The organism is Novosphingobium sp. BL-S-20, from assembly GCF_055521635.1.
Window position 1 is genome coordinate 1,495,178 of record NZ_CM145493.1, and the last position, 26,284, is coordinate 1,521,461.

A 26,284-nucleotide genomic window follows, 5' to 3' on the forward strand; every position below is an offset into this window, starting at 1 on the left:
TCGGGCAAAGAATGCGTTGCAAATGATTCGCAGCCAAGCGACAGGGGCGGGATATTTCATCGAACCGGGCCTGGGTGGCTGCGAAAGGGACTGAAGCGGGTAGGCCATGCGCATTCTCGTTGTCGAAGACGATAGCGCCCTCGCGGCGGAACTCTCCCGGACGCTGCGGAGCGAGAACTTCGCCGTAGATCTCGCGGTCGATGGCGAGGAGGGGCTGCATCTGGCGACAACCGAGCACTACGACGCAATGGTCCTGGACCTTGGGCTGGCCAAGATGGACGGTATCACGCTCTTGCGGGATTGCCGAGAGAAGGAACTGACCCTTCCCGTCCTGATCCTCACCGCCCGCGATTCCTGGGCCGACAAGGTCGCCGGTTTTCGCGCCGGCGCAGACGACTACATGACCAAGCCGTTTCTCCCCCAGGAACTGACGATGCGGCTGCGCGCACTGGTCCGCCGGGCCAATGGTCATGCCGGAACGCGGCTTGTCTGCGGGCGGCTGACTTACGATGCCCAGCTTGGTCATTTCGAACTGGACGGGCTGGCCCTGCGGCTCACGGCTTTCGAATGGCGCGTCCTCTCCGCGCTGATGTTGCGCAAGGGCATCGTGGTGGAACGCCGTGAACTGCTGGAGCGCGTCTATGAATACGACGCCGATTCCGATTCCAATTCGCTGGACGTGATCATCGGCAGGCTGCGGCGCAAGATCGGCGCGGACATGATCGAGACCGTTCGCGGGCGCGGCTATCGCCTCGGCCCGGCCTGACCCCGACCCGGTTTCCAGGGACGATCAACGGGGCAGCAACAGCACGGCCCTCAGGCCTCCCGAAGCCGATCCTTGCAGCGCCAGGGTGCCGCCGTGCAATTCGGCGAGTTCCCGGGCAATGGGCAGCCCGAACCCATGGCCGTCCCCGCGCTCGTCAAGCCGCAGGCCCGGCAGCAGGACTTGTTCCAATGCCTCCTCGCTCAGCCCCGGCCCATCGTCTTCCACGATGATTTCCAGCATCCTGTCCTGCTCGGTCGCGGTAATGCAGACATGGGCGCCCGCCCACTTCGCCGCATTGTCGAGAAGGTTGCCGAGCATTTCGCTGAGATCCTGGGGATCGCACTTGACCGGCATGTCCTCTGGAATCACGACGCGGAACGCGATGTTGCGATCCATGTGAATCCGCATCAGGGCATTGACGAGATCGGCCACGACGGGCGCCAAAGGAGCGGAGAGGCGCCCCGGCGCTCCGGGAGAGGAGGCCCGCGCCCGCCCCAGATGATGGCGGATGGCGCGATCGATCTGCGCCACCAGTTCCGCAAGGTCGCCTTCCGGGTCCCTGTCGGTATCGCTCAGCTTGACCTTGAGGGTCGCCAGCGGCGTCTTCAGGCTATGGGCAAGGTTCGCGACATGCGAACGCGCCCGCGCCAGCGAGGCCTCGTTCTCGTCCAGCAGGTCGTTCGCCTCCCGGACGACGGCCCGCAATTCGGCGGGCTGGTCGCCAGGGATGCGGGCAAGCCGTCCGCCGCGCACATCTTCAAGCGCTCGCCTGAGCCGCGCCAGCGGCTTCAAACCGATCCGCAACTGCAAGAGCGACGTTGCCAGCAGGACGATGCTCAGCCCGCCGAGGATCAGCAGGACGGGACGCACCGCCGCGGTTCGCAACCGCTCGTAGACCGCGCGGGGCGCTGTTGCGGCAATGCGAACCCGTCCTCCCGGCGTGTCCCTCTCCAGCACCCGCACATAGAGATCGCCCGACCTTCCGGTCCGCAGCAGTTCGGGAGGCGCCCGGAAGTGACCTTCCCGGCCGCGCGGCCCTTCTTCGCGAAAATCGAGTTTACCGATGGCCTCGGTGGAGTTCACCAGAACCCGAGGCGTCTCGATCCTCCAGGACCATCCGCGCCTATACTGGGTGAACGGGCCGATCTCCACCAGCATGGCCCGATCGACCGAGCCGTCCGGACGGACGCTGCGTGCCAATAGCCCGATCTGACCGTCCAGGCTCTGGTTGATGCTGCGCTGAACGTAAAGGTCGAGCACCGCCTCCACGGAAAGGCTCGCGGCGATCAGGGCTGTCACTGTCAGCACCGTGCCGGCAAGAAGCAGACGCCCCTTGATGGAAATCCTGGCCAGCGCCGATGCGGCGGCCGCCCGGTATGTTGCTATCGACATGAAGCGGTTCCGAAACAGGCCTTGCGGATAGCGCCGGGAACCGGGAATTGTCAAAGGCGGTGGCCTTTCCGCGTACAGCGCGCAGACCTCCTTAAACCGAACATGAACGATCCAGTTCACGTTCGGTCTGGAAGCACTTCGCTAGAAAAGTTCCATGCGAATGCTTCGTTACAATGTCCGGTCGCTGAGCCTGTCGGGATGCGTCAAGGATGCTTCGGGATTTGCGCCTGAGGGTGGATTGCAGTCTCCTCGCACGGTCGCCGACGGGTCGTTGATCTCGCTCGCATCGCTTGCCTTTCGCGAACGCCGCCTCGTCCTGATCCTGAGAGGGCTACGCCACCCGCAAGCGACCGAGAGCGGCCGCATTGTCGCCAACCTTTCCGCCCCGCTCCACGAGGCGTTCGAACGACTGGCCCGCGAGGCGAAAGCATGCGGAATTCAGGTCCTGCTGCCGGGGGCGCCCGTTCTCAGTCTTGACGAGAACACGATCCTGCACCGTATCGCCGCCCTGCAACGGCCTTCGATCTCGGGCAACTGGCGCCTCGTCAACGCCCTGCAACAGGCGATGAAGGCCTGTGCGGATACTTTGGCGCAAGACGCCCGGCGCCTGCCTGCCCGCGCGATATTGCAGGAGCGCGATACATCGCGGAACCCGTCGTTAAGGATCGAGTGCGCCGGCAAGGGCAGCGTGACGCGCGACCTCAACACATATGCCCTGCGGCGCGCGAAACTGTGGGACGGCCGTTCCGAACCGCCCCCCGGAACGCTGAAAGCCAAGGCCGTCGAAATCGTCCGGCGCCATCCGGTCGCAACCACCGCGCAGTTTCTCGCAGCTGGAATCACGCATCAATATCTGAGCGCCCTTCATCACGACGGGTTCGTGGAGCGCATCGGGCAGGGAGTCTACAGCTTCCCCAGCAGGCTCATGAAGAAGGCAGTTCCATAAAAAGAGACAATTAAAATACCCTATAATTGAAAATAAATTCATCGCACCAATAGTAACAGCTGTTGGTGTCCTTTGTGTATGCAATTTATAAATCAGGATATTATTACACATTATTTCCATTTACGATATTTTTTCTTGCCAGAATCGCAATTCATTCTCATTAGCGTCCCTGAATTGATCCATAGCAACACGCTTCAGGGGGTTTCATGTCTCTTTCACGCCTGCGGTCATCACATGCTTCCGCGCCCGCCTACCTCGCCATGAGCCTGGGCCTCGCCGCCAGCCCTGCCCTCGCACAGGAAGCGAACCAGTCCGCCGCGCCGCGACTGGGCGGCGTGACCGTTTCCGACACCGCCATCGATGAGGGCAGCTACAAAGCGGACACGGCAGACTCGCCCAAGTACACCGCCCCGCTCGTCGACACGCCGCGCTCGATCACGGTCATTCCGGCGCAAGTGATCCGCGACACCGCTTCGGCCTCGCTGACCGAAGCCCTGCGCACCGTTCCCGGCATCACCCTGGGCGCCGGCGAAGGCGGCAACCCGCTCGGCGACCGTCCGTTCATCCGCGGCTTCGACAGCCAGGCCAGCACTTATCTCGACGGCGTGCGCGATGTCGGCGCCCAGAGCCGCGAAGTCTTCGCGGTCGAACAGATCGAGGTCGTGAAGGGTTCGGACAGTTCGATGGGCGGCCGCGGCAGCGCCGGGGGCAGCCTCAACCTGATTTCGAAAGTACCCACCGCGGACCGCTTCATCGCTGCGAGCGGGAGCCTCGGCACCGATGACTACAAGCGCGCCACGATCGACGTGAACCAGCCGCTGAACGACTTCGTCGGCCTGCGCGTCGCCGCCATGTGGCACGATCAGGACGTTGCCGGTCGCGACGCGATCTGGTCGAAGCGGTGGGGCGTCGCGCCTTCGGTCAAGCTGGGCCTGAACGCGCCGACCAGCCTGACGATCAGCTACTACCACCTCGAAACCGACGAACTGCCGGATTCGGGCATTCCCTATCTCTACACTTCCGCCAACGCCCCTGTGGGCGTGACCGAAACCGCCCCGGCAGACCGCTACACCACGATCAGCGGCGTCGAGGTCGATCGTCCGCGCGGCGCCTTCTACGGCCTCAAGGACCGCGACTTCCGCAAGACCAACGTCAACAACTTCACGGTCCGCGCGCAGCACGAATTCGACAACGGCATCATCCTGCGCAACACCTCGCGCTACGGGCGCAGCGAGCAGAGCTACGTCTGGACCCAGCCCGACGACCAGCAGGGCAATGGCTACGGCGTTCGCAATGCGACAAGCGGCGTCATCACCGCTCCAGGCGGGCAAGTCTGGCGCCGCGCCAACACCCGTTACAGCTACTCCGAAGGCCTCATCAACCAGACCGACCTGTTCGGCGAAGTCAGCCCCTTCGGCCTCAAGAACAGCTTCGCCGCCAGCTTCGAGTGGGCGCGTGAAAAGGCCGCAAACGGCACTTTCGTCTCCAACGCGGCGACCGGCGCCGCGATCGCGACCGCGTCCTCGCAAAGCCCGCGCTGCAATGTCAGCATGCTGGCACGCTACAACTGCACCTCGGTGGACAATCCGAACCCGAACGACCCCTGGGTGAGCTATGCCAGCGACACCTCTTCGGCTCTCGCCTCGATCCAGCGCAGCCTGCCCAAGACATGGACGCTCTCGCGCGTCGACAGCTGGGGCGTCTCGCTGTTCGACACGATCACGATCACCGACAACCTGCTGCTCAACCTCGGCGGTCGCTATGATCACTACAAGACCGAAGTAAGCCCCGGCCTCACCGCTACCTCGACGGCGAACCGTACCTGGGTCAGCCGCACCGACGACTTGTGGAACTATCAGGCAGGCCTCGTCTTCAAGCCGACCGCCGACAGCAGCATCTACATCTCGACTTCCAGCTCCGCGACGCCGCCCGGTTCCTATCTGGCGCAGGGCAGCGAGGGCAACGCGCTCAACACGACGACACAGGCCCTTACCGATGCGCTCAAGGTCGAGAAGACCAAGTCCTACGAAGTCGGCACCAAGTGGAACCTGCTGGACAATACCCTCGCGCTGACGCTGGCTGCTTTCCAGACGCGCACCAAGAACGCGCGCACCACGGGCGAAAACGGCACCGTGGCCTTCATCGGCGATCGCCGTATCCGCGGGTTCGAATTCGGCTTCAACGGCAATATCACGCCGGAGTGGAACGTCTTCGGCGGCTATACCTACATGGATGCGAAGATTGTCGACGGCGGCATCACCACGACGACAGCGATCGACACCGTAACCGGTCAGAGCGTCACGATCTTCGGCCCCTCCGTCAGCACCGGCACCCGGTTCCCGAACACGCCGAAGCATAGCTTCACCGCTTTCACGAACTACAACGTAACGTCACAGTTCACCGTCGGTGGCGGCGCGATCTACATGAGCAAGGTCTACGGCGGCATTCAGGAAGTGGGCACCCGCACGATCACCAACGGTCAGTTGGTACTGCCGCGGACCCTGGCCCGCATGGTGCCGAGCTACTGGCGCTTCGATGCCAACGCCTCGTACAAGATCAACGACTTCGCCCAGGTTCAGGTCAACGTCCAGAACGTCTTCGACAAGCTGTACTACGACAAGGCCTATACGGCGCACTACGCCAACCAGGCAGCAGGGCGCACCGCAATCCTGACGCTCAACGTCAAGTACTGACAGATTCGAAACGACCGGGATGTCGGCTCGCCTTCGCAGGACGGCGAGCCGACATTTACTGCATCAGGGGCGCATCGGCTTGGGCTGCTGCCGGTCGATGAACGCCGCAATCAAGTGCTTTCATCAACCGGAAAGCATCGAATGCCCTTCAGCCGCGAGTTCACGCTTTCATGCCCCCATTCAGGGCAAAACGCGTCGAATTTCGCACGAGTATGACCGAGCCCCTCGCCCTGACTTTTGAAAACAGGCGATGGCGACCTCTCCTACGCCTATTTTCGCACCCTGCTAAACCAAAGCACGGCTGCTTTTCGTCGTTGCGTGCACCCAGATAGAACCGGGACGGCTCCTGCCGGCCTGTTTTGCTCCTCCGCTCAACCACGAAGGCCTGATCCCATGCGCATCATCATTTCCGGAGGTTCGGTTGGCGGCCTCTTCGCCGCTTCGCTGCTTTCGCGGGCAGGGCATGACGTCATGATCCACGAGCGCTCCGTCCACGGGCTGGCCGGGCGCGGAGCCGGTCTCGTCGCGCAGGAGGAGGTCTTCGAGTTCCTGGCACGCCTCGGGCGCGAGGATGTCGCCCGCAGCGGCGTCCTTGCCGAGGCCCGTATCGTGCTGGACCGCAGCGGCCGAATCCTGTCCCGTCTCGATCATCCGCAGGTCCAGATATCGTGGGACCGGCTTTACCTTGCACTCCACGCCGAAGTCGCGCCTTCGTCCTACCGGCTCGGCCGTTCGGTCGTCTCCGCGGGCAGCGACGATACCCAGGCCTGGGTCGAGTTCGCAGACGGCAGCCGCGAATTTGCCGATCTGGTGATCGGGGCCGACGGCATCGGATCTACGATCCGCGCCGCCATGCCTGCCAATGCCTCTGCCAGTCCGCGCTATTCGGGCTATGTCGCCTGGCGCTTCCTGATTCCGGAAGACCGGCTCTCCGCGCTTTCCGCGCAGACCCTGGCCGGGCGTTTCGCCTTCTATCACGGGCCGAAAACGCAAGTGCTCGGCTATCTCGTCGCCGGGCCTGCGGGAGAAACGGACGCGGGATCACGGCGCTACAACTGCGTATGGTATCGGCAGGTAAGCGACCTCGCCGCGCTGCTGACGGATCGTCAGGGGCGGCGCCATCCCTATTCGCTTGCCCCCGGCGCGGTGCCGGACACCGTGCGCAAGGCACTGATCGAGGATGCGCGCCGCAGCCTGCCGCCTGCCTTCAGCGAAGTGATGGAGGCCGAGCCACTGCCGTTCGTCCAGGCCATTTTCGACCTGCAAAGCGCCACCATGGTCTCGCAGCGGCTCGTGCTGCTGGGCGACGCAGCCTTTATCGCCCGTCCCCACACAGCCATGGGCGTCGCCAAGGCGGCGGGGGACAGCATGGCGCTGGCCGATGCCCTGCGCAGTGCCCCGCTCGGTGAAGCGCTAAGCGCCTACAATCTCGTGAGATCGCAAGTCGGCCGGAATATCGTGCGCTACGGTCAGCGCCTCGGGGCCGAGCTTAACCCCTGATCCGCAGCCGTATCGGCCGACCAGCCGCCGCCGAGACTGCGATAGAGCGCCACGATCGCCGAAAGACGCTGAAAGCGCAGGTCGTCCTCGTCGATATGGGCGCCGAGCAGCGCCCGTTCGCTGTCGAGCTGTTCGAGATAGGATGCGTAACCGGCATCGTAGCGCCGCTTGGCCGCCGCATAGGCAGCCTGATCCGCCGCGACCTCACGCCGCGCGGTCTCGGCCTCTGCGGAGACGAAAGCCACGCCCGCCATGGCATCCTCGACCTCGCGGAAAGCCTGGAGCACGGCCGCACGGTAGGCATAGGCGGCCTGATCGCGCCGGGAAGCCGCTTCGTCCTGCTGGGCATGGAGCCTGCCCCCCTCGAACAGCGGCGCCAGCAGCGAGCCTCCGAGACTGAAGACCGTGATCGGGTTCGAAAGCAGGGTCGACACCGCCGCACCGCCGCTCGCGGAAAGTTGCAATTGCGGCATGAAGGCGGCGCGGGCCGCGCCCAGCCGATGGTCCGCCGCCGCCACCCGGCTCTCGGCCTCGGCGATGTCTGGGCGCTGGCGCAGCAACTGCGAGGGGAGCGAAGCGGGGATCGCGATATCGGCGGCGAAGGCGACGGTATCGTCGCGGGCAATCGGCCCCGGTGTCGCGCCTGCCAGAACGCTCAAAGCATTCTCCCGCGCACTGATCGCCCGCTGCGTCGCGGGCTGGAGCCTTGCGGCGGCCTCGTAGGCGGCAGCCGCCTGCCGCTCGTCCAACAGCGAGGCATAGCCCGCCACATAGCGCCGATGAATGAGATCGCGCTCCTTGCCGCGCGTGGCGACCGTCTCGTTGACGATAGCAAGACGGGAATCGAGCGCCCGCAGGCCGATATAGCCGTCCACCACGGTGGCGATCAGCGAGAGGCGCAGCACGTCGCGCGCCTGGTCGGTCGCCAGCAGGTCGGCCCGCGCCGCCTCGCTCGATTGGCGCAGGCGTCCGAACAGATCGACTTCGTAAGCGCTGGAGACGGCGGCCTGCCCCTGCTCCTGATCGACCCCGACGCCGAAGGCATTGACCGTCCGCGACGATGCCCCGGAGAGGCCGAGACCGAGCGTCGGCAGGCGCCGGGCATCGGTCAGGCGCAGCTGCGCCCTCGCCTCCTCGATCCGGGCAACCGCGATCTTGAGGTCGTCGTTACCGGCAAGCGCCTGCGCAACCAGCCGGTCGAGCGCGGGATCGCCGAAGGCGCGCCACCAGCCGTCCGAAATTGGCCGAACCGGGCCTTGGCCGTCGCGCCATTGCGGCGGCGGCGCGATCTGCGCATCGCCCGGCGCCGGGCGATAGGGACCCGCGCAGGCCTGGAGCGCCAGAAGCGCCAGAAGCGATGCCGTGCCGCGCCTCATCGCTCACCTGCCGTATCGACATGGGTTTCCACCGACATGCCCGGGCGCAGGCGCGCGGCGCTCGGCTGGCCCTTGTCGATCGCGATCAGGATGCCGATCCGCTGCGGCACCTTGACGAAGTTGCCCGTCGCATTGTCCGGCTTGAGCACCGCGAACTCCCAGCCCGAAGCGGGAGCGATCCGGGAAATGTGCCCGTGCAGGGTCTCGCCGTCGAGCGCATCGACGGAGAAACTGACCGGCTGCCCCACGCGCATGCGGCTGGTCTGGGCTTCCTTGTACTGCGCGATCACGTAGCGGTCGGGCGGCACCAGTTCCATCAGGGCATTGCCGTTGGTGACGAACTGCCCGAGCCGGACATGGACTTCGCCCAGTTGCCCCGCCTCCGGCGCGCGGATCACCGTGTGCAGAAGGTCGATCTGCGCCAGCCGCAGCGCCGCGCGGGCCACTTCGACCTGAGCCTGCAAGCCGCCGCGCGCGACATCGACGGTCCTGAGGTCCTCCTGCGCGATCTGGGTATTCGCCGTCGCACGCCGCACGCCCGCTTCCGCCTGAGCGAGAGCCGCAGACGCCGCATCGCGCTCGCGCTTCGAGATCGATCCGTCGGCCACGAGATCGGCGGCGCGGGCCATATCCGCGCGCGCCTTGAGCAGCTGGGCGACGGCATCGCTCGCCGCCGCGTCCTCTCCGGTGATGGCGGCGGCGCGCGCCGAACGGGCCTGCCGGCTGTTGGCCAGCCCGGCAATCTGGACGTCGAGATTGGCCTGCGCCTGCGCGACTTTGGCGCGATAGATGCTGTCATCGATCAGGGCGAGAAGCTGGCCCGCTGCGACCTCCTCGTAGTCCCGCACCATGACTTTGGCGACATAGCCGCTGACTTGCGGCGCAATCACCGTCGTCCGGCCGCGCACGAGCGCATTCTCGGTCTTCTCGATATGGTCCGCAAAAGGCCCGATGCCCCAGACCTGGAGGATCGCCGCAACGGCAAGCAGCAGGGCAAGGATGCACAGGCCCGTAACCCAGGGCCGCGCCTTGGGCGGGTGCCAGACAGCAGTTTCGGGAGCGGGAGCCGGTGCGGCGGGCGGTGTACTATCGGTCATGTCATTGCCTCTGCCGGCGGGCGCGCGCGCAAACGGCCGACCTCACCCTTAAGAATTACGATTGCCAGAAAGGCCGCGAGCGCCAGCGCCAGCAGCGAGACCACCCAGAAGGTGTCGTTGAACGCCAGCACCGCGGCCTGTGCCTGCAAGGCCTGGCCAAGCTGCGCGCTCGCCAGCGCCGAAGCGGCGGAAGGATCGCCGATATAGGCCCCGAGCCGCGCCGCCGTGGCGCCGAGGCGCTGGAGCACGGCCGGATCACCGAGCGAGAGACTGTCCGCGATAGCCTCGGCATGGACACGCTGGCGAATGGTCTGGATGGAGGCCAGCAGTGCCGCACCGCCCAGCCCGCCGACATTCTGCGTGGTGCTGAACAGCACCACGAAGCTCACGAGGTGGGTCGGCCCGCGCTGGATGACACGGGCAAGGCCGAAAAGCAGAGCGGGTCCGAGAAACAGCGTCGTGCCGAAGCCCAGCAGCGACTGGCTGAGATAGAGCTGCGTCGCCCGCGTATCGCTGGTCGAATGGGTGTCCAGCCAGGCGGCGAAGGCGATCACCAGGGCCGAGCACATCATCATCGCCAGCAGACGCTCGGGCCGCGAGACCAGCGCCGCGGTGGCGATCCCTGCCGCCATGGCCGCGAAGACCGCCGCGAACAGGCCGTGGAGCTGGTCGTTGGTCAGCCCGCCCATCGAGAGGAGACCGACGGCGGCATAAGTCTGCTCGGTCAGGGCGACACGGATCACCACGGCGATCAGCGTGAAAAGCAGGATGTCGCCGGTGCCGTACCAGCGGATCTGCAGCAATGGCCGCTTCCGGCGCAGCTCCAGCCAGAACACCGCGCCGCCCAGCAGGAGCGCAGCGGCCAGCGCCCAGCCGATCCACGGCGCCTCGGTCCACCAGTAGAACCGCCCGAGCGCCAGGGCCGTGCAGCCCGCCAGCATGCCGACGATCGTCATCACGATAGTCACGGCATCGAGCGGTTCGAACGCCTTGCTGCAATCGGTCGGTGGCAAGGGCAGAAGATTGAGCATCGCCAGCGCCGTCAGCACCGAGGCGAGTTCGATCAGGTGGAAACCCAGCCAGTCGTCGAAACCGACGGCATCGATGGAGACCATACGCGCCAGGGGAATGGCAAGCTGGGGCAGGCTGAAGCCAATGATCGCGGCGGTCGGCCGGTGCTTCAGCGGGAAGACCTGGAACAGGCTGTAGAGGCCGAGCGTGGTCAGCCCGCCGTTGGCGATGCCGCTCACCGCCCGCGCCAGCAGCGCGGTGCCGAACGAGGGGAAGCAGATCGCGATCGCTTCGGCCAGGATCAGGGAACCCAGCACCACGCGCATGGTCGCCGGGATGCCGAACTGCATGCGCGCCTTCACGAGCAGGAGGTTCGCCGCTGCATTGAAGGCTACATAGACGCCGAGCAGGATATTCGCCTCGGCCACGTAGAGACCCATGTCTCCGGCGATATTCATGATGTTCGAGGTGAGGATACCGTTGGCGAGGCCGCTGGCCATCGCCATGATGAAGGCCGTCACTGCATAGAAAGCGCGGGTTCGGGGCGCGAGGCGCGGCGAATAGGGCGCGCCGGGAAACAACGGCCTCTCTTCGTCCGAAAAAGTGTAGCCGCTGTGGACCATCGCTCCGCGCTCTTCAAATGGATCGGGAGCCTCGCGCTCAAGCCGCTGCCCCTCGCCTCCCGTTTTCCCCGACAGGAGGCGCGGGGCCTAGCTATGCCATGGTTTACCTGCGCCACTCTTCGGTTGAGGGGGATGCACCAGCCGAAACCGCGCCCGCATCGGCCAGCACGATCTTGCCGAAGACACCGCCCGCTTCCATCCGGCGATGCGCTTCCTCGGCCCGGTCCAGCGGATAGACCGAATCCAGCACCGCATGGAGCCTGCCACGCTCGAAAAGCGGCAGCACGTTCTCGGCGAAACGCCGGACCATCGCCCGCTTTTCCTCGATATCGCGCGATTTCATCACCGTGCCGACCAGCCGGAGATGATTGTGCAGCACGAGATCGAGCGGAATCTCGCAGGACGACTGTCCGCTCAGGATGCCGACCTGCACCAGAGTCCCGCCCGGCGCGAGGCTACGCAGATTGCGGCCGAGATAGTCGCCGCCGACGAAATCGACGATGGCATCGACGCCCCTGCCCCCTGTCCGCGCCTTGATTTCCGCCTCGAAATCCTCCCGCGCATAATCGATCACGACATCCGCGCCGAGGCTCTCGACATCGCGCCTGCGCTCCGCCGAAGCGGTTGCATAGACGGTGGCGCCAAGGGCCTTGGCAACCTGGACCGCCGCCGACCCGATGCCCCCGGCAGCGGCATGGATCAGCACGCTGCCCCCCCGCTCCACCCAGGCGAGGTGGGATACTGCCTCGAACGCGGTGACGAACGATTCCATCACCGCACCGGCCTCCACCAGCGACATTCCGGCGGGAACGGGCACGGCCATGTCCCGGTCGACGCGGGCATATTCGGCATAAGCCCCGCCTCCGGCGATCGCCATGACCCGGTCTCCCGGCTTCACGCCTGCGACATTGGCACCGACATCGACGACCTCGCCCGCGAGTTCCAGTCCCAGCAGCGCACTCTCGCCGAAGCTTTGGTCGCCGTAGAAGCCGGTGCGTTGCAGGATATCGGCGCGGTTGACGCCTGCCGCGCCGACCCGGACGAGAAGATCATTCGGGCGCAGTTCCGGCATGGCGACGTCGCTCAGTTCGAGAACGTCGGGCGGGCCGAACAGGCTGTAGGTGACCGCTTTCACTGTGCGCTTCCTTCCGCTCTCGCTTGTGCGCGGCGCGCAATGCTGGCGGCGAACAGCGGGGTTTCGCGGCGGTTGTGGTCGCCGCCCGCGTCCTGCCGCGCCCTGGCGGCATCCTCGAAGGCGACGCCATGGGCTTCGAGGAAGGTCATGAAGGCATCGGTCGGCCGCGCGGTCACGCTGTTGGTGTAGCGCGTGCGGTTGCCCTCGATCGCCTCGGCCTTGAGTTCCCAGATCACGTTGACCTGGGTCCGGCCATTGACGGTGAACACGTCGGAAATCGAATTCATCCGGCAATAGGTGGGGGTGACTTCCTCGGCCACGTAGTGCTGGACGACCAGACCGGTGCCGATCATCTCGACATTGATCGACATGCGGCGGCCGTCGTCGGTGGTCGTGGTGCCCGCTGCGATATGATCCGGCTCGCAGCAGCGCAGATATTCCGCCTCGGGCAGCGAGAACAGCCATTCGCCGATGTCGATCTGCCCGATCGGCACGTCGATCTCGGCGAAATAGGCCGATTGCGAAAGGATGCGATCCAGAACCTGTACCATGATGTTCCCTCTTTTTGCTGAAATCGCCGCATGTCGCGGCCAGGAGGGAGATGCGCGTCCGCGCCGGTGATGATAACGCAGCATCTGATCGAAACGGTTTTGCGAGAATGGCAAGAATGAAGGACCCCCGGTTTGCCGAGCATCTCGCCGTCTTCGTCGACGTGGTGCGCGGCGGCAGCTTTTCCAGCGCGGCCCGCAGGCGCTCCGTCACCCCTTCCGCCGTCGTGCGCCAGGTGGATGCGCTGGAGCACGATCTGGGGGTTTCGCTGCTGGTCCGCTCAACCCGCGCCCTGGCGCTGACCGATGCCGGACAGCACCTCTTCGCGCGCGCGCAGCGCCTGCTCGACGATCTCGCCGATACCCGCGCCGCCGTCTCCGCCTTCGACGGCACCGTGGCGGGCGTGCTGCGCATCGCCTGCTTCCCGACCTTCGGCAAACGCTACGTGATCCCGGCGGTCGAGACGCTCATGGCGCAGCACCCGCGCCTCACCGTGGAACTCGACCTGACGGAACGGTTGGCCGACCCCGTAATCGAGCGGCTGGACGCGGTGATCCGGATCGGCACGCTTCCCGACAGCAGCCTGATAGCCAGCAAGCTCGCGGAGCAGCGCCGGCTGCTGGTGGCATCGCCTGCCTATCTCGAAAGGGCGGGAACGCCGCTCTGCGCGGCGGACCTCTGCGGCCATCGCCTGATCGACAAGCTGCACGGCGCCGACCTGCTGGGCTGGCGCGACATTCTGGGCGAGCCTTGCGGCGGCTGGCCGGACGGCGAGGTCTCCTTCCGCAGCGACGATTTCGAGGCGATGCGGATCGCCGCGCTTTCAGGGCTGGGCCTCGCCCTGCTGGCCGACTGGGTCGTGGGGCCGGATGTCCGCGCCGGAAACCTCGTGCGCGTGACGCTGGAGGACGAGCCCTGGAACGCGCAGACGAGCGGAATATTTCTCCTGCGCGCGCTGCCCGAACCGCCCGCGAAAGTCCGCGCCTTCACCGAAGCGCTGCGCAGCCTGATCGGCTCGCCGCCGCAATGGCTGCCCTGATGCGCTTGCCCTGATATAGGCTCTCCGTTCCGTCACCAACCGCGCTTGGACTGGACGCTGCGGTATTTCTCGACGCTCTGCGGCTTGACGAGCAGCAGCGCGACTTGCGGGCAGCCGTGCTTGACCTGCTCCTCGATCTTGATGACGGCACGCTCGACGTCTTCCGTCCGGCATTCCGGGCGGAAGGCGATGCTGATCGAAACCAGCAGGCGATCCGGGCCGGTGCGCACGGAAATGGTGCCGTTGGCATTCGCCACTTCGGGAACGCTGCTGGCGAGATTCAGGATCTTGCTCTCGATCTCGGGCGAGGCCGAGGCGCCGATGATGAGGCTGCGGCTTTCGTTGGCCAGAAGCAGCGCGGTGGCGGCCATCATCAGCGCGATGACGAGCGAAGCCGCGCCGTCTGCCGCAGGAAAGACAAGGCGCGTGCTGATGAGCATGCCGAGCGCCGCGATGACGATCCCGGCCAGCGACGCGAAGCTGGTGAACAGCACCGTCAGCGTGGCCCCGTCCCGCGACTTGCGCAGATATTGCACGAGGCTGTGGTCGTTCGATTCCCGCACGATCTTGCGGCAGGTGAACCAGGCGAAGGCTCCGTCGATCAGGAACGACACCAGCAGGACCATGTAGCTTGCGGTCGTCGGGCCGAGCGGTTCGGGCGCAATATATTGCCGCCAGCCCTCGCGGAAGGCGAAGCCCGCCCCGAGCGAGAGGATCAGCATCGCCGCGATCAGGTTCCAGAAGAACGCCGAACGCCCGTAGCCGAGCTGGAAATTGCGATCGGACGGACGCCGGGCCGAAGCCAGACCATAGAGCAGGATCACTTCGGTCAGCACGTCCAGCAGGCTGTGCACGCCTTCGGTGAACAGCGCCGTGCCGCCGCTCTCGCGCGCCGCCGCGAACTTGAGCAGCGCGATCATCGTGTCGGCCGCCAGACCCAGCAGCACGATCGACATATTGGCCGAACCGCGCACCGCGCGGTCCTGCGCCGGTCCGTCATGGGTAATGAACGGCATTCCTGCATCTCCTGGCAGCACTGTTGCCGCCCGCCCCGACCTTAGGACGCAGAGCAGCCAAGAGGGCATTATCCAGGGGTTTGCAGGATGGGATGCAAAGGCCCAGCCGGGCCCATACCATCATATAAGTATCGTCCGCCCGCATCCTCCGAAACAATCGCCGGGACCCGCAAGACAGGGTTTTCCGAGCCTTTCGTGGTCGCTGGCCACGTCGCTGATTGGCTTCGTCCCCTGCCCAAACGACCCGGACTCTTTCGAGGAAAATGCCGTGAAGCTTTCCGTTCTCGAACAATCGACGCTCTCCGAAGGCGCGACCGCCGGTGAGGCGATCAATGCCACCGTCACGCTCGCCCGCGCCCTCGACACGATGGGCTATGAGCGGCTCTGGCTTTCCGAACACCACAACATGCCCGTCCTCCAGGGTTCCGCGCCGGAAGTGCTGCTTTCGTCCATCGGCGCCCAGACGAAACGGCTTCGGATCGGCTCGGGCGGGGTCATGCTCCCCAACCACAGCGCCTATCACGTCGCCGAGATATTCCGCATGCTCGAAGCGCTCTACCCCGGACGGGTCGACTGCGGGCTGGGCCGCGCGAGCGGGGGCGACGCCTATTCGCGCTCGCTGCTGGCGCCGGTTCCGGGCGGCGGCGTCGACTTTCCCGAACAGGTCGAACAGCTCGACCATTTCTTCCACGACGAATGCAAGCGCGCCCTGGCCACCCCTCTCGTCGCCAGCGCCCCGCCGCTCTGGCTGCTCTCGGCGGGGAGCGGCCCCCAGAGCGGCGCACTGGCCGCCGAAAAGGGCATGGGACTGGCCATCGCCCTCTTCATCAACCCCGATGCCGACGAAGCTGCCGTCACCGAATATCGCCGCCGCTTCGTACCTTCCGCGGAAATGCCCGAACCGCGCGTGATCCTGGCGCTGAACCTCGTTTGCGCCGCGACCCCGGAAAAGGTCGCGGAAATGCGCAAGACGTCCGACTACTTCCGGCTGATGCGCGATTCTGGCCGCTATCCCAGCGTCCTGCCCAGCCCAGGCAGCCTTGCCGCGCTCGAAGTCCGCGAACGCGAACGCGCCTACCTCGACCAGATCGCCAACCGGGAAGTCGTCGGCACGCCCGGCGAAGTCCGCCGCCAGATCGTCGAGCGCGCCGAACGCTACCAGGCCGACGAAGTGATGCTCGCGGCGATGGCCTATTCGCTCACGGACAAGATCGAGGGGTTCCGTCTGATTGCGGAAGCCTTCGCGATGCCCCCCCTCGCCGCCGCCTGAGGAGGTCGCGATGCCGAAAACCCCGCTTCGCCTTTCCGTCCTCGACATCGGCCCGATCCGCAGCAACCAGACGGCGGCCGATTGCATGGCCTCGATCGTCGATCTCGCCCGCCATGCCGAGAGCCTCGGCTTCCATCGCTACTGGCTGGGCGAGCATCACAACGTCGCCGCCGTCGCCGCCAGCCAGACCGCCGTGCTCGCCTCGGTGATCGCCGCGAGGACGCAATCGATCCGGGTCGGCGGCTGCTTCCTGCTGTCGCACTATTCGCCGTTCCTGGTCGCCGAGCAGGCCGCCATGGTCGAGGCCTGCTTCCCCGGCCGCTTCGACCTCGGCATCGGCCGCTCGACCGGCGCCGACCGGATCGCCAGCGCGATGCTGCGCGGCGGACGCGGCCCGGCCATGGAACACACCCAGGCCCTTTCCGGACTGCAGGCCATGCTCGATCCTGCCGGTGCCCGCTTCGAGGTTTCGGGCGAGGAATACCGGCTGAACGCCACGTCCAATCCGGGTTCGACCCCGCCGCTATGGATACTCGGCACTTCGGCTTATTCCGCCCGCCTCGCCGGGCAGATGGGCCTGCCTTACGCCTTCGGCTATCACATCACCGGCGAAGGCGTGGACGAGGCCTTTGCCGAATATCGCCGCAGCTTCGAACCCAGCGCCCACTGCGCCGAGCCGACCGCGCTACTCTCCGCAATCGTCGTCACCGGCGATACACTGGAGGAAGCCGAACGACTGGCCCGCGCACAGCTCAACTTTCTCAGCGCCTTCCGCTCGGGCGAGGCCAGGGACCGGCAGATGCTGGCCGAGGAAGCTGCCGAAACCGAATTTCCGGAGCGCTACGAGGACCTGCTCGCAATGTTCCGGCGCACCTGGATCATCGATACGCCCGAAGGCGCCGCCGACCGCGTGGCCGCACTGGCCGACCGGCTGGGCATCGACGAGATGATGATAAACCCGGTCGCCGCCGCCTATCGCAACGATCCCGCCGCAGCCGCACCCAATCGCCGCCGCACGCTCAGCGCCCTCGCAGCCCGAACAATGCCCGCCGGGATGGCAATAGCCCGGCCATGAACCTGAGAACGCTCGCCCAGCCCGCCATTGCCGCCCGGAAATCGTCCACCTGGCTGCTGCACCGGGTCACGCCGTCGATCCGGATGCCGCACTGGACGCTGCCCGGCCTGCAGCAGTACCGCGCCTACCTGGGACCGGCGCTGCTGGTCAGCGTGGGATACATGGACCCCGGAAACTGGGGCACCGACCTTCAGGCGGGGGCGATGTACCGCTACGGTTTGCTCTGGGTCGTCGCGCTGGCCAGCTCCATGGCGATCGTGCTGCAACTGCTTTCCGCCCGGCTCGGCATCGTCACCGGCAAGAACCTCGCCGAAGCCTGCCGGGACTGGTATCCGCCCTGGTGCCGCCTGCCGCTCTGGATCATGTGCGAGATCGCGATCGGGGCCTGCGATCTTGCCGAAGTGCTCGGCTCCGCAGTGGCGATCAACCTGTTGTTCGGGGTGCCGGTGTTCTGGGCGGTCATCATGACGGCGGGCGACGTGTTCCTGCTATTGCTGCTTCAGCACCACGGCATGCGCACGATCGAGCGCGTCGTGCTGGTGCTGGTGCTGACGATCGCCGGTTCGTTCTTCGTCGAACTGTTCATCCTGCCGAGCACCCAGCCGGATTTCCACGAAATCGGCACCGCCATGATCCACCCGACGCTCGCGACGGTGGGCATGGCGAGCGTGGCAGTCGGGATCATCGGCGCCACGGTGATGCCGCACAATCTCTACCTCCATTCCGCCCTCGTCCAGGGTCGCCCAGAAATCGACGACCTCGGGAAGGACGATGAGGAATCCCGGAAAGTCGCACTCCACTGCAATGCGGTCGATACCGGGGTCTCGCTCACTCTCGCCTTCTTCGTCAACGCGGCGATCCTGGTGCTGGCCGCCGTGGTCTTCCATGGCCGCAGCGACCTGGTGCTGGACGGACGACACTACGTGCTGGGCGACGATACCGACTGGATTCACGTCGCCTACCTGACTTTCGCTCCTGCGGTGGGTTCGGCGCTTGCCAGCGTGATCTTCGCCGTGGCGCTGCTGGCCTCCGGGCAGTCCAGCACGATCACCGGCACCATCGCCGGACAGGTGGTGATGGAAGGCTTCATGCACTGGAAGGTCACACCGTGGAAACGCCGGGTCGTCACCCGCGTCATGGCGATCGTACCGGCCATATTCGTGATCGGCCTGCGCGGGGACGGCAGTATCAACGACCTGCTCGTGCTGAGCCAGGTGGTGCTAGCGATGCAGCTTCCCTTCGCGATGTTTCCGCTGCTCCACTTCGTGTCGGCACGCCGCTTCGCACAAGGATGGCCCACGCCGAAAGTCCTGCTGGTGCTGGGCTGGGTGACGGCGCTGGTCATCACCGCCTTCGACATCGTCGGCCTGCCGGGCAGCCTCTCCGACGCTGCCCGCATCCTGCAAGGCCGTTAAATTCCAGGCCCATACCACCGGCCCCATACCACAGGATAGTGGTCGGACGCGGCGCCGTTGCCGACCTCTTTCCTCGACGCGAATAGCGCACCATCAAGGAGAAGATCGTTGAGCGATACCCCCAGACTGCAACCCGTCCCGATCGGCCTGGACGCATCCGGCAAGCGGGAGGAATTCGACAGCATGGGCACGGTCCCGGTTCCGGCGAACCGCTATTGGGGCGCCCAGACAGAGCGCTCGCTCCACCACTTCGACATCGGCGGCGACCGCATGCCCAAGGCGGTCTACCACGCCTACGGCTACGTCAAGAAGGCCTGCGCCCTGGTGAACGCCGCCGCCGGTCGCCTGCCGGAGTGGAAGCGCGACGCCATCGTCCAGGCGGCAGACGAGGCGATCGCGGGCAAGCTCGACGATCATTTCCCGCTCTACGTCTGGCAGACCGGATCGGGCACGCAATCGAACATGAACGTGAACGAAGTGCTGTCCAACCGCGCGATCCAGCTGCTCGGCGGCACGCTCGGCACCCAGTATCCGGTCGGCCCCAACGACGACGTGAACATGGGCCAGTCGTCGAACGACACCTTCCCCACCGCCATGCACGTGGCGAGCGTGCTGGCGATCGACGACCTGCTGGTTCCGGCGGTGACACGGCTGGTCGAGGTTATCGAGAAGAAGGCGGACGGCTGGATGGACGTGGTCAAGATCGGCCGCACCCATCTGGAGGACGCGGTTCCGTTGACCGTCGGGCAGGAGTGGCATGGCTGGGCAGGACAGGTCCGCGCCTGCATCGCCGATATCGAAGCCAGCCGAAGCGGCCTCTACGAACTGGCTGTCGGCGGAACGGCGGTAGGCACCGGCCTCAATGCCCCGCCGGGCTTTTCAAAGGATGTGGCGGCGAAGATCGCCGAACTGACCGGCCGTCCCTTCGTCACCGCGCCCAACAAGTTCACCGCGCAAGGCTCTCTTGACGCGATGGTTCGCGCCTCGGCGGCCCTGCGCGGGCTGGCCGTGGCACTGATGAAGATCGCCAACGACATGCGCTGGCTGGCCTCCGGCCCGCGCTGCGGCTTCGGCGAGCTGAAATTGCCGGATAACGAACCCGGCTCCTCGATCATGCCCGGCAAGGTCAACCCGACCCAATGCGAGGCCATCGTGATGATCGCCATCCAGGTCCTCGGCAACGACAGCGCCGTGGCCTTCGCCGGGAGCCAGGGCAATTTCGAACTCAATGCGATGCGCCCGGTCATCATCAACAACGTGCTCCATTCGATCCGCATCCTGGCCGACGGCTGCGACCGCTTCCGCGAATTCTCGGTCGAGGGCACCGAGATCATCCCCGAGAAGATCGAGGCCTATGTCGCGGGCAGCGTCATGTTGGTCACCGCGCTCTCGCCGGTGATCGGCTACCAGAACGCCGCGCATATCGCGGAACAGGCCATCGCCCAGGGTACCACGCTCAAGGAAGCGGCGCTGGCTTCGGGCAAGGTCGACGAGGCGCTGTTCGACAGGACCATACGCCCGCTCGACATGGTCGGCCACGGCCTCGCCGGTGCCTGAAGGAGATTGAAGACATGATCCGCTGCATCAGAATGTGGACCGGCCCCGACGGCCATTCTAGCTTCGAGGAAGGCTCGCTCGAAATCGGCACCGGCCTCCACGGCCGCGCCTCCGGTCTGCCGATCGCGGTGAACGAGCTGTCGTTCCAGGAGACCTCGACCGGAGGCTCCTTCGAATGGCACCAGGACCCGCAGCCACAGTTCGTCCTCACGCTTTCGGGCACGCTCGAATTCGAGGTCAAGTCCGGCGCGACGTTCACCATCCATCCCGGCGACGTGCTGATCGCGCAGGACGATACCGGCAGCGGCCATCGCTGGCGCCTGATCGGCGACGAGCCATGGCGCCGCGCCTATGCCGTCTACGACGAGGGTGCAGACCTGCACTTCCAGCCGAAGGGAGAAGCGGCATGAGCATCTCGCACGATCCGAACGTGGACGTCCTCCTGATCGGCGCGGGCATCATGAGCGCGACAATGGGCACGCTGCTCCATACTCTCGATCCCGCGCTGAAGATCGCGGTGCTGGAGCGGCTGGGCGACTGCGCGCAGGAAAGCTCGATGGCCTGGAACAACGCCGGGACCGGCCATGCCGCCAACTGCGAACTCAACTATACCCCGCAGCGCGAGGACGGCAGTATCGACATCAGCGCCGCGCTGAAGGTCAATACCCAGTTCGACATCTCCCGCCAGCTCTGGGCGCATCTGGTGACCACGGGCGCGATCCCCGATCCGCGCGCCTTCCTCCATCCCTGCCCGCACATGAGCTTCGTCTGGGGCGAGGAGAACGTCGCCTTCCTCAAGGCCCGCCATGCCGCCATGAGCGCGCACCACTGCTATCACGGCATGGAGTATACCGAGGATCATGCGACGATCGCCGAATGGGCGCCGCTTGTCATGGACGGTCGCGATCCCGGTCAGAAAGTCGCCGCCACGCGCATGGTGACCGGCACGGACGTCGATTACGGCGCGCTCACCCACCTGCTGTTCGGCCATCTCGGGGACCGGGGCATCGACTTGCGCTACAACCGCGAGGTCGTCGCCATCGAACGGACGATGGACGAGCGCTGGACGGTGACCTTCGAGGACACGTTCGACGGCACCCGCCAGACCCTGTCGCCGCGCTTCGTCTTCATCGGCGCGGGCGGTGCTGCCATCGACCTGCTCCAGAAGTCGGGCATTCCCGAAGGGAAGGGCTATGGCGGTTTCCCGGTGAGCGGTATCTGGCTGCGCTGCGAGGTGGAGGAAGTCGCCGCCCGCCACCATGCCAAAGTCTACGGCAAGGCGGCCAGCGGCTCTCCGCCGATGTCGGTGCCGCACCTCGATACCCGCGTGATCGACGGCAAGACCTCGCTGCTGTTCGGTCCCTATGCCGGGTTCTCGACCAAGTTCCTGAAGCATGGCTCGTTCACCGACCTGTTCGGATCGATCACTTCCGCCAATCTCCTGCCGCTACTCGAAGTGGCCAAGGACAATGCCGCGCTGGAGGAATATCTCGTCGGCCAAGTGTTCCAGACCGCGCATCACCAGTTCGAGACGCTCAGGCAGTTCTTCCCCAAGGCGAAGCGCGTGGAATGGAAAGAGGCAATTGCCGGGCAGCGCGTCCAGATCATCAAGCCGGACGGTGAGGATCACAGCGGGCGGCTGGAATTCGGGACAGAGCTGGTGCCTTCGGCGGACAAGTCGCTGGTCGCGTTGCTCGGCGCCTCGCCGGGGGCATCGACGGCGGCGGCCATCGCCGTGCAGGTGCTCCAGACCTGCTTTGCGGAGCGGCTGACCGAGCACGACTGGCTACCGGCGCTGCGGCGTATCTTCCCCACTTACGGCATCGATCTGAGCCAGGATGCCGAGGCCTGCCGGGCGACGCGCGCGGCGACGGCGCCGATCCTCGGGATCGAAAACATCGATGGCTAAGGACAGGCCACGGCCCGATCTCGACACCTCCGGACATGTCCTGCTTCGCCTCGCCCGCCTCCTGCTGGCGGCCGGGGCGGACAGCGAGCATGTCCGGCTGCGCATCGAGGAACTGGCGGCGCGGCTGGGCTTTACCGCCCAGCTGTTCGCAGGCAGCGAGCGCCTGCTGCTGATGGTCGGTTCGGACGGAGTTTTCCGCACCCGGATCGGCCATGCCGTCGGCGCCATGGGGATCGACGCGGGACGGTTGTTCTCGCTCGAACAGGTTGCACAGTCGCTGGCTTTCGGCAGCCTCGAGGTCACGGCGGCGGATGCGAAACTGGAAGCGATAGAGAGCCGCAAGCCCGGCTATCCGGCCTGGCTCGTTGTCCTCGCGGTGGCGATGACCGCCGCCGCGCTGGCCCGTCTGTTCGGCGCGGTCTGGCCGGTGGTCGGCGCCGCCTTCCTCGGCGGTGTGGTCAACACGCTGCTGCGGCGTTGGCTACCGAGGCTGGGCGTCCTGCCCGCCGCCGCTGCCGCGCTGACGGCAGCGATCAGCGGCGCCGTGGCCGTGCTCCCCTTGCACTTCGCGCTTCAGGACCCGACTTTGGCGCTGGTGGCCGCGGGCATGATCCTGGTGCCCGGCGTCCCCCTGATCAACGGCGTACGCGATCTAGTCCAGGGCCATTCGGCCATCGGGGTCGACCGCCTCGCCAACGGCTTCGTGGTCGTCCTCGCGATCGCGACCGGGCTTGCGGTCGCCAGCACGATCTGGGGCGTCCGCTTTCCCGTAGCCCTGCAGACGGAGAGCCTGCCGGTTCGCTGGGATTTCCTGTTCGCCGGACTTGCCGCCTTCGGGTTCGCGATCCTTTTCGATGCCCCCAAACGCGCCATCGCTGCGATCGTCATCTGCGGCGCCTGTTCACACGGCGTGCGAACCGCAGTTATGGCGCTGGGCGGCAATCTCGTCCTCGCGACCCTCATCGGCGCTTTCCTTGCGGCGGCGATCGCAACCGTGCTCGGCAAGCGGCTCGCGGCGCCGTGGACGGCTTTCGCGTTTCCCGGCGTCGTCTCGCTGGTGCCCGGCTCCTATGCCTTCCGCGCTATGATCGGCGCGCTCGACATCATGAATGCGGGCACGGGCGCCTCACCTGCCCTGATCGGGGCGACTTGCGCCGCCTTCGTCGCGGCCTGCGTGCTTACCGCCGCGATCGGCATCGGCCTGCTGCTCGCCGGGTGCCTGCGCGCGCGCCTTCCTCAGGCCCGCGAGGGACCGCTGCGGACAAGCGGCGCGTAACGGTCGACTAGGATCGCGCTGGCCTCGTTCAGCCCGTCGATCTCGACATCGATGCCGTGACGCCGCAACTTGTCGACGACGGTTTCCAGCGCGCCCACGGCGGTCACGTCCCAGAGATGCGCGGCGGTGAGATCGATCCGCACCTTCCGGACACTGTCGCGCAAGTCGAAGCGATCGGCGAAGATATCCGCGCTCGCGAAGAATATCTGGCCGGAGACCTTGTACGTGCGGGTATCGGCCCCGGCATCGTAACTGACGGCAACGTCCATCATCCGCGTGACCTTGAAGGCGAAGAACACCCCGCTCAGCAGCACGCCCACCATGACGCCTGCCGAGAGGTCGTGCGTCGTCACCGTCACCGCGACGGTGGCCAGCATCACCGCGCCCGAAACCTTGGGGTGGCGCACGAGGTCTCCCAGCGATCCCCACGAGAACGTGCTGACCGAGACCATGATCATGATCGCCACCAGCGCGGCGACCGGCACCTGCTCCACCCACGGGCGTAGCGGCACGAGGACCACCAGCAGGAACACCCCCGCCACCAGCGTCGAGAGCCGTCCGCGTCCGCCATAGCGCACATTGCCGACCGTCTGGCCGATCATGCCGCAACCGGCGATGCCGCCGAACAGCCCCGCCGCCATGTTGGCAAGGCCGAGGCCGGTGCATTCGCGCGCCTTGGAGCTGGTCGTCTCGGTCAGGTCGTCGACGACACTGGCGGTCATCATCGATTCCAGCAGGCCCACCGCCGCAATCGCCAGCGAATAGGGCGCGATCACGCGCAGGGTCTGCCAGTCCAGCGGGACCTGCGGCCAGGCGAAGACCGGCAGCGAGGCAGGCAACCTGCCGAGGTCGGAGACCGTATGGACGGGCATCGGGAAGGCCATGCTCACCGCCGTCAGCACGACGATGCAGATCAGCGGCGAGGGGATCGCCCGGCTCACGCGCGGCACGAGGTAAATGATCGCCAGCCCGAGCGCGATCAGCGCGTAAGTGTGCCAGGTCACGCCCAGCATCTGCGGGACTTGTGCCGAGAAGATCAGGATCGCCAGCGCATTGACGAAGCCGGTGCGGACCGAGCGCGAGACGAAGCGCAGCAGCACGTCGAGCCGCAGCAGACCGAACAGGATCTGGAGCGCGCCGCCCAGCACGGTCGCCGCCAGCAGGTATTGCAGGCCATGGGCATGGACGAGCGCGCCCACCACCAGCGCGACCGACCCCGCCGCGCCCGAGATCATCGCCGGACGCCCGCCCGCGAACGCGATGACGATCCCGATCACGAAGGAGGCGAACAGGCCGACCTCGGGATCGACGCCCGCCACGAAGGAGAATGCGATCACTTCGGGAATGAGCGCGAAAGTGCCGACCATCCCGGCCAGAATGTCACGGCGGGCGCCGCCGACGTTTTCGAACCATTCGGCGCGGTAGCGGGCGAAGGAGGCTGAAGTCATGGGTATCGATAGTCCGCGAAGATCGCAGGCCGGCGTCGTGTCGAACGGCTGAGGGTCAGAACGCTGGTTCGGGGCGCTGCGAAATGCGTTGTCCGGCGGATCGGCGGCCGGAATAGCCACCCGGAGTTTCACCGGGTCCTTGCGAATGACACCGCTGCTAGCGGGGTTTCCCCCGCGTCGCAACACTCCAGCCGCTGCTTCCTGCCGCCGGGACCGCAGTTCAGGCGAGGCCTTCGCCATGCCGCCGCTCCGCACGCGGCTGCTCGGACAGTTCTCCGAACCCCCTCGCCGCCGCCAGTCGTCCGACATCGGCCAGCGCCGCCAGCGAGGCCGGGTCCATCGGCTCGACGAGGTTGGTCGGCTCGAAATAGGCGGCAACGAAAAGCGGCGTCCGCCCCGCAGGACCGCCGAAGGCCAGATCGACATAGGTGTGCCGCGCCTTGCCTATACCGGTTCCCGTCTTGTCTCCCGAAATCCAGCCCGCCGGAAACCCGGCGCGAAGGCGCTCGCGGCCGGTCTCGACTTCGCTCATCCAGTCCTTCAGCCTTTGCCGGTTCTGCGGATCGAGCGTTTCGCCCAGCACGAGTTTCGCCACCGTCCGCGCCATGGCCGCCGGAGTCGTGGTATCCAGTTCGGTGCCCGCCGGTATGGCGTTGAGTTCGGGCTCCAGCCGATCGAGACGGCTCACATTGTCGCCCAGCCCGCGCCAGAAGCGGGTCACTTCCGCCGGGCCGCCGAACTTGTATAGCAGGACATTGGCGGCGGTATTGTCGCTGGTCACCAGCGTCCCATGGGCAAGCTCCCGCACCGAAAGGCCACTCGCTACGTGCTGCGACGTGATCGGGCTGTGCGACAGCAGATCGGCCTTGGTCCAGTGCAGCACTTCGTCCAGATCGATCTCGCCGCGCTGCCCCTTGGCCAGCATCATCGCCGCGAGCGAGAGTTTGAACGAACTGCAATGGGCAAAGCGCTCGTTCTCGCGCCAGCCGAAGCCCTGATCGCGGGCGGGATCGTAGACATAAGCCCCCAGGCGGCCTTTCGCCCGCGCCTCGATCCCGCGCAGCGCGGCAATGGCGGTCTTGTCCGGTTCCCCGGTTCTGTCTGGAACGGCGCTCTGTCCCCGGCTGCAACCGGCCAGCAGGGCAAGGCCCGTACCGATCATCATGCTTCGTCTGTCGAACATGGAAATCT

Annotated in this window: 21 protein-coding genes and 1 other annotated feature; of the genes, 12 read left to right on the top strand and 9 right to left on the bottom strand. The window is 66.1% G+C overall.

The annotated features are described in order from the left end of the window. Window positions 1-106: 106 nt before the first annotated feature. Window positions 107-766 (top strand): response regulator transcription factor, encoded by a 660-nt coding sequence (locus ACZ1II_RS06160; protein ID WP_465143536.1) that lies wholly within the window; start codon window positions 107-109, stop codon window positions 764-766. Window positions 767-790: 24 nt separating this feature from the next. Here ACZ1II_RS06160 and ACZ1II_RS06165 read toward each other — a convergent pair whose 3' ends face one another. After that, complete coding sequence (locus tag ACZ1II_RS06165; protein ID WP_465143537.1) at window positions 791-2,158, bottom strand: sensor histidine kinase; 1,368 nt, start codon at window positions 2,156-2,158, stop codon at window positions 791-793. Window positions 2,159-2,312: 154 nt separating this feature from the next. Here ACZ1II_RS06165 and ACZ1II_RS06170 point away from each other — a divergent pair, with 154 nt between their 5' ends. The 3 genes from ACZ1II_RS06170 (at window position 2,313) to ACZ1II_RS06180 (ending at window position 7,297) form a co-directional block, all read left to right on the top strand. Beyond that, complete coding sequence (locus ACZ1II_RS06170) at window positions 2,313-3,104, top strand: type IV toxin-antitoxin system AbiEi family antitoxin domain-containing protein (RefSeq protein ID WP_465143538.1); 792 nt, start codon at window positions 2,313-2,315, stop codon at window positions 3,102-3,104. Window positions 3,105-3,310: 206 nt separating this feature from the next. After that, the gene (locus tag ACZ1II_RS06175) at window positions 3,311-5,797 is read left to right on the top strand and encodes a TonB-dependent receptor (RefSeq protein WP_465143539.1); all 2,487 of its coding nucleotides are present in this window, start codon (window positions 3,311-3,313) and stop codon (window positions 5,795-5,797) included. Window positions 5,798-6,190: 393 nt separating this feature from the next. After that, window positions 6,191-7,297, top strand: a complete 1,107-nt coding sequence (locus ACZ1II_RS06180) for an FAD binding domain-containing protein (protein ID WP_465143540.1) — start codon at window positions 6,191-6,193, stop codon at window positions 7,295-7,297. Here ACZ1II_RS06180 and ACZ1II_RS06185 read toward each other — a convergent pair. From ACZ1II_RS06185 to ACZ1II_RS06205, 5 genes are all read right to left on the bottom strand, one after another. After that, window positions 7,267-8,673: an efflux transporter outer membrane subunit gene (locus ACZ1II_RS06185; protein WP_465143541.1), complete on the bottom strand. Its 1,407-nt coding sequence runs from the start codon at window positions 8,671-8,673 to the stop codon at window positions 7,267-7,269. The two genes, ACZ1II_RS06180 and ACZ1II_RS06185, sit on opposite strands and share 31 nt — an antisense overlap. Continuing rightward, window positions 8,670-9,770, bottom strand: a complete 1,101-nt coding sequence (locus ACZ1II_RS06190) for an HlyD family secretion protein (RefSeq protein WP_465143542.1) — start codon at window positions 9,768-9,770, stop codon at window positions 8,670-8,672. The genes ACZ1II_RS06185 and ACZ1II_RS06190 overlap by 4 nt, the downstream gene beginning before the upstream one ends. Then, window positions 9,767-11,404, bottom strand: coding sequence for an MFS transporter (locus ACZ1II_RS06195; RefSeq protein ID WP_465143543.1), 1,638 nt, complete (start codon window positions 11,402-11,404; stop codon window positions 9,767-9,769). The genes ACZ1II_RS06190 and ACZ1II_RS06195 overlap by 4 nt, the downstream gene beginning before the upstream one ends. Window positions 11,405-11,507: 103 nt before the next feature. Further along, a complete protein-coding gene (locus ACZ1II_RS06200) occupies window positions 11,508-12,539 on the bottom strand; it encodes an NAD(P)H-quinone oxidoreductase (RefSeq protein WP_465143544.1) in 1,032 nt (343 codons plus the stop codon). Continuing rightward, window positions 12,536-13,090: a hypothetical protein gene (locus ACZ1II_RS06205; protein ID WP_465143545.1), complete on the bottom strand. Its 555-nt coding sequence runs from the start codon at window positions 13,088-13,090 to the stop codon at window positions 12,536-12,538. The genes ACZ1II_RS06200 and ACZ1II_RS06205 overlap by 4 nt, the downstream gene beginning before the upstream one ends. Before the next feature lie 116 nt (window positions 13,091-13,206). Between ACZ1II_RS06205 and ACZ1II_RS06210 the strand changes: the two genes are divergently transcribed. Continuing rightward, the gene (locus tag ACZ1II_RS06210) at window positions 13,207-14,127 is read left to right on the top strand and encodes a LysR family transcriptional regulator (RefSeq protein ID WP_465143546.1); all 921 of its coding nucleotides are present in this window, start codon (window positions 13,207-13,209) and stop codon (window positions 14,125-14,127) included. 32 nt (window positions 14,128-14,159) lie between these two features. On the opposite strand, the gene ACZ1II_RS06215 is transcribed toward ACZ1II_RS06210, so the two are convergent. Further along, window positions 14,160-15,143 carry a cation diffusion facilitator family transporter gene (locus ACZ1II_RS06215; protein WP_465143547.1) on the bottom strand — a complete coding sequence of 328 codons (984 nt, stop codon included), beginning with the start codon at window positions 15,141-15,143 and terminating at the stop codon, window positions 14,160-14,162. Window positions 15,144-15,411: 268 nt separating this feature from the next. Here ACZ1II_RS06215 and ACZ1II_RS06220 point away from each other — a divergent pair, with 268 nt between their 5' ends. The 7 genes from ACZ1II_RS06220 (at window position 15,412) to ACZ1II_RS06250 (ending at window position 23,645) form a co-directional block, all read left to right on the top strand. Beyond that, complete coding sequence (locus tag ACZ1II_RS06220) at window positions 15,412-16,413, top strand: LLM class flavin-dependent oxidoreductase (protein WP_465143548.1); 1,002 nt, start codon at window positions 15,412-15,414, stop codon at window positions 16,411-16,413. 10 nt (window positions 16,414-16,423) lie between these two features. Next, window positions 16,424-17,488: an MsnO8 family LLM class oxidoreductase gene (locus tag ACZ1II_RS06225; RefSeq protein WP_465143549.1), complete on the top strand. Its 1,065-nt coding sequence runs from the start codon at window positions 16,424-16,426 to the stop codon at window positions 17,486-17,488. Next, on the top strand, window positions 17,485-18,903 hold the full coding sequence (locus ACZ1II_RS06230; RefSeq protein ID WP_465143550.1) for an Nramp family divalent metal transporter: 1,419 nt from the start codon (window positions 17,485-17,487) through the stop codon (window positions 18,901-18,903). Before ACZ1II_RS06225 ends, ACZ1II_RS06230 begins: the two co-directional genes overlap by 4 nt. A 108-nt stretch (window positions 18,904-19,011) precedes the next feature. Beyond that, window positions 19,012-20,460: a class II fumarate hydratase gene (gene fumC, locus ACZ1II_RS06235; RefSeq protein WP_465143551.1), complete on the top strand. Its 1,449-nt coding sequence runs from the start codon at window positions 19,012-19,014 to the stop codon at window positions 20,458-20,460. Window positions 20,461-20,474: 14 nt separating this feature from the next. Next, on the top strand, window positions 20,475-20,870 hold the full coding sequence (locus tag ACZ1II_RS06240) for a cupin domain-containing protein (protein ID WP_465143552.1): 396 nt from the start codon (window positions 20,475-20,477) through the stop codon (window positions 20,868-20,870). Next, window positions 20,867-22,369: a malate dehydrogenase (quinone) gene (gene mqo / locus ACZ1II_RS06245; RefSeq protein WP_465143553.1), complete on the top strand. Its 1,503-nt coding sequence runs from the start codon at window positions 20,867-20,869 to the stop codon at window positions 22,367-22,369. Before ACZ1II_RS06240 ends, mqo begins: the two co-directional genes overlap by 4 nt. Continuing rightward, window positions 22,362-23,645 carry a threonine/serine exporter family protein gene (locus ACZ1II_RS06250; protein WP_465143554.1) on the top strand — a complete coding sequence of 428 codons (1,284 nt, stop codon included), beginning with the start codon at window positions 22,362-22,364 and terminating at the stop codon, window positions 23,643-23,645. The genes mqo and ACZ1II_RS06250 overlap by 8 nt, the downstream gene beginning before the upstream one ends. Here ACZ1II_RS06250 and ACZ1II_RS06255 read toward each other — a convergent pair. Together ACZ1II_RS06255 and bla are read right to left on the bottom strand one after the other, a co-directional pair. Further along, complete coding sequence (locus ACZ1II_RS06255) at window positions 23,606-25,093, bottom strand: SulP family inorganic anion transporter (protein WP_465143555.1); 1,488 nt, start codon at window positions 25,091-25,093, stop codon at window positions 23,606-23,608. The genes ACZ1II_RS06250 and ACZ1II_RS06255 overlap by 40 nt on opposite strands. 86 nt (window positions 25,094-25,179) lie before the next feature. Further along, window positions 25,180-25,235, bottom strand: a sequence feature (sul1 is cis-regulatory element that is thought to sense ions involved in sulfur or methionine metabolism; They are found in Alphaproteobacteria). A 78-nt stretch (window positions 25,236-25,313) separates the two neighbouring features. Further along, window positions 25,314-26,276: a class A beta-lactamase gene (gene bla, locus ACZ1II_RS06260; protein ID WP_465143556.1), complete on the bottom strand. Its 963-nt coding sequence runs from the start codon at window positions 26,274-26,276 to the stop codon at window positions 25,314-25,316. Window positions 26,277-26,284 lie beyond the last annotated feature (8 nt).

Coding starts and splice junctions, on each gene's coding strand:
- ACZ1II_RS06160 (WP_465143536.1), top strand. CDS start 107: ATGCGCATTCTCGTTGTCGAAGACGATAGCGCCCTCGCGGCGGAACTC.
- ACZ1II_RS06165 (WP_465143537.1), bottom strand. CDS start 2,158: ATGTCGATAGCAACATACCGGGCGGCCGCCGCATCGGCGCTGGCCAGG.
- ACZ1II_RS06170 (WP_465143538.1), top strand. CDS start 2,313: ATGCGAATGCTTCGTTACAATGTCCGGTCGCTGAGCCTGTCGGGATGC.
- ACZ1II_RS06175 (WP_465143539.1), top strand. CDS start 3,311: ATGTCTCTTTCACGCCTGCGGTCATCACATGCTTCCGCGCCCGCCTAC.
- ACZ1II_RS06180 (WP_465143540.1), top strand. CDS start 6,191: ATGCGCATCATCATTTCCGGAGGTTCGGTTGGCGGCCTCTTCGCCGCT.
- ACZ1II_RS06185 (WP_465143541.1), bottom strand. CDS start 8,673: ATGAGGCGCGGCACGGCATCGCTTCTGGCGCTTCTGGCGCTCCAGGCC.
- ACZ1II_RS06190 (WP_465143542.1), bottom strand. CDS start 9,770: ATGACCGATAGTACACCGCCCGCCGCACCGGCTCCCGCTCCCGAAACT.
- ACZ1II_RS06195 (WP_465143543.1), bottom strand. CDS start 11,404: ATGGTCCACAGCGGCTACACTTTTTCGGACGAAGAGAGGCCGTTGTTT.
- ACZ1II_RS06205 (WP_465143545.1), bottom strand. CDS start 13,090: ATGGTACAGGTTCTGGATCGCATCCTTTCGCAATCGGCCTATTTCGCC.
- ACZ1II_RS06210 (WP_465143546.1), top strand. CDS start 13,207: ATGAAGGACCCCCGGTTTGCCGAGCATCTCGCCGTCTTCGTCGACGTG.
- ACZ1II_RS06215 (WP_465143547.1), bottom strand. CDS start 15,143: ATGCCGTTCATTACCCATGACGGACCGGCGCAGGACCGCGCGGTGCGC.
- ACZ1II_RS06225 (WP_465143549.1), top strand. CDS start 16,424: ATGCCGAAAACCCCGCTTCGCCTTTCCGTCCTCGACATCGGCCCGATC.
- ACZ1II_RS06230 (WP_465143550.1), top strand. CDS start 17,485: ATGAACCTGAGAACGCTCGCCCAGCCCGCCATTGCCGCCCGGAAATCG.
- ACZ1II_RS06240 (WP_465143552.1), top strand. CDS start 20,475: ATGATCCGCTGCATCAGAATGTGGACCGGCCCCGACGGCCATTCTAGC.
- mqo (WP_465143553.1), top strand. CDS start 20,867: ATGAGCATCTCGCACGATCCGAACGTGGACGTCCTCCTGATCGGCGCG.
- ACZ1II_RS06250 (WP_465143554.1), top strand. CDS start 22,362: ATGGCTAAGGACAGGCCACGGCCCGATCTCGACACCTCCGGACATGTC.
- ACZ1II_RS06255 (WP_465143555.1), bottom strand. CDS start 25,093: ATGACTTCAGCCTCCTTCGCCCGCTACCGCGCCGAATGGTTCGAAAAC.
- bla (WP_465143556.1), bottom strand. CDS start 26,276: ATGTTCGACAGACGAAGCATGATGATCGGTACGGGCCTTGCCCTGCTG.